Raw genomic sequence first — 1,727 nt, forward strand, 5'->3', positions numbered from 1 at the left:
TGACTTTTTGGACTCGGAGTCCAGTTAGTTTTTTGACTCGGAGTCCAGGAAGTTTATGGACAGGATGTCTAACTACTTTTTGGACTCTGGCTTCTTGACAATGTGGGGATGGCAATTCCCATTACTCTCCGCAAGAAGATAGCGGATTTCGACCCCATCCGTGAGGGCATCACGGTCCAGCAGTTCTGCAAGAACATCGGCGTATCGAAGCAGACGTACTACAACATCAAAGCACGTATCGCCGAACGCGGGCGGGCTGGCATCGTGCCCGACAGCACGGCACCGCTGAACCCGCGACGGGTCTACGATGACAAGATTCGACAACAGGTCCTGCAAGCTCGCGGTACGTTAAGAGCCCGCGGCCAAGACTGCGGCCCATGGTCAATCTTCTACTTCTTCCTCGACGAACTCGGCTACGACCAACCACCGTCACGAGCTTTAATCGCACAATGGTTGCACGAGGCTGGCGTCGCTGACATCAATGCACGTAAACGACCGCGTAAGTCCTACAGGCACTTTGCCAGGGGCGAAGTCAATGAACTGTGGCAGATCGATGCGTTTGCCTACAGACTCTTCGATGTGCCTCACACGCAAGTGACTATCTACCAAGTCGTCGACGATGCCAGCCGCTTCGACGTCGGCTCCCAAGCTTTTGGAACTCCAGAAAACGGCACCGATGCCCGCATCACGCTAAGTGGAGCCATTGATGCTTACGGACTTTTCCAAGAAGTCCTCTCTGACAACGGTGATGCCTTTGCCACCTACCATCGCGGCCGGCTGTCGCAAACCGAACGCTGGCTCGCCAGCCTGGGAGTTCAATCAAGTGCGGGCTTTGCTCCCACGACGCAAGGCAAAGACGAGCGATCGCACCAAACCATGACCAGGTTTTTGGATGCTCGTACCCCGACGACGCTGGCGCAGGTCCAACAGCTGATTGTCGGCTACCGCAACTTCTACAACACACGCCGTCGCCACCAAGGACTTCTCAGGGGCAAGATGCACATCACCCCAGCCCAAGCCTGGGAGATTATCTCGCATGCCCAGCCACCGACGCAGCCGATTGACCCAGATGTTTTATGGACAAAAATCGCGAAACAATATCACCGGATTCACCCCGACAACCAGGCAGATGCCTTAGCAGCCGACACAGTGGTCGCGACAGATAATGCCCTGCCTGAAGTTGCAGCTTCAGACAGGGCACCAAGTAACGACACTCAGGCGATCCAGCAAGATACACCCCATGCCGATTCCTCAACCGTAATGCCAAGCTCTACCGGTGTAAATGCACTCTGGCCTATCCCGGACAAGCTGTGGATCAACAAAAGCGGGGTGGTACGCGTTATGGGACACGGCCTCTACGTCGGGCTGCGCTTCAAAAATCGAGCCATCTACAGCAGCGTAGCCGATGACTATGTGGAATTTTTTACTGATCACGACGGTGAGAAACTGTTTTCATTTCCGCTACCGATCCAACTGAATCAGCGTCCACCCGGCGGTCAAATCAACATAAACCACGTTGTCGGCATGTAGCACCGACAACCCCCAGAGCTAAAACCCAATCTCTCTGGGCCACGGCCAAGCCGCCGGAAGAAGCCAAGCTAGCACCAGTACAAAAACTCCGTGGACTCCCCGCCCAAAAGCGGGGAGACTCCGCGTCCACAAAGTCCCTAGACTCCGAGTCCACAAAGTAGCTGGACTCCAAGTCCAAAAACCTCATGGACATAACA

At 55.0% G+C, this 1,727-nt stretch carries 1 pseudogene; it reads left to right on the top strand.

The annotated features are described in order from the left end of the window. Positions 1–108 precede the first annotated feature (108 nt). Positions 109–1,602 (top strand): annotated as a pseudogene (locus tag ABRP88_RS11310) (integrase core domain-containing protein). Positions 1,603–1,727 lie beyond the last annotated feature (125 nt).

The sequence above is a fragment of the Corynebacterium sp. KPL2734 genome (assembly GCF_040225595.1).
GTDB lineage: Bacteria > Actinomycetota > Actinomycetes > Mycobacteriales > Mycobacteriaceae > Corynebacterium > Corynebacterium rhinophilum.